A 1032-nucleotide genomic window follows, 5' to 3' on the forward strand; every position below is an offset into this window, starting at 1 on the left:
GCGGCAGGCGTGGACGGGCGGTTCGTCACCCATCTCTGCCGTCGTGACGATGACAGTCCTTCCCGTCTGCTGACCGGACTGGCCACCGGCTTCGTCCACGGCATGGACGTGGACTGGGGCCGGTTACTGCCTGGCACCCGGACCGTTCCGCTGCCGACGTACGCCTTCCAGCACGAACGATTCTGGCTGGGGTCGGGTGTGGGTGGGGTGCGTGATGTGGCGGCGTTGGGGCAGCGTGAGGTGTGGCATGCGTTGTTGGGTGCTGAGGTGAGTGTGGCGGGGACGGGTGGGTTGGTGTTGACCGGTCGTGTGTCGGTGGGTGTGCATGGGTGGCTTGCGGGTCTTGGTGTGGTGCCGTCGAGTGCGTTGGTGGATCTGGCGTTGTATGCGGGTGGTCAGGTTGGTTGTGCGGTGGTGTCGGAGCTGAAGGTTGTCGCGCCGTTGTGGTTGCCCGATGAGGGTGGGGTGCAGATTCAGATCACGGTTGGTTCTGGTGGTGAGGGGCGGGAGTTCGGGATTTACTCGCGTGAGGGTGACGAGAGCGAGTGGCGGAGTCATGCGCATGGTCGTTTGGCGTCGGAGGCTTCGCAGGTGATGCCTGAGTGGCGGTCCGGGGATGTTGACGTCGAGGTTGTGCTGCCTGAAGAGGCTTCGGCTGAGGGGTTTGTGGTTCATCCGGTGTTGTTGGATGCGGCGTTGCAGGCGGCGTTCGCCGGGGCCGGCGAGGATGTAGCCGCGGTGGAGTTCTCGGATGTGCGGGTGTCGGCGGTGGGTGCGCGGTCGGTCCGGGTTCGGGCGCGCCGTGCGGGTGATGGATCGGTAGCGGTCATGGGCGTGGATCCGGCCGGGGCGGAAGTATTCGCCATCCGGAGCGTGATCGCCCGACCGGTGGAGGCAAGGCCGGGACGTGATGTGTTTCACGTTGACTGGACCAGGGTGCCGGGTGTCGGTGCGGGGCAGGAGGCTGTTGGTTGGTCGGTGGTGGGGCTGGGTGCCGGTGAGGGTCTGGTTGAGGAGGTGGAGCGGGTCTGT

At 66.2% G+C, this 1032-nt stretch carries 1 protein-coding gene; it reads left to right on the top strand.

Features of this window, described 5'->3' with window-relative positions:
- Positions 1-1032, top strand: a 1032-nt coding sequence (locus ACFVUT_RS37780) for a polyketide synthase dehydratase domain-containing protein (RefSeq protein WP_389671196.1), incomplete at both ends; no start/stop codon positions are given.

This window comes from Streptomyces sp. NPDC058051, from assembly GCF_042885475.1.
Taxonomy (GTDB): domain Bacteria; phylum Actinomycetota; class Actinomycetes; order Streptomycetales; family Streptomycetaceae; genus Streptomyces.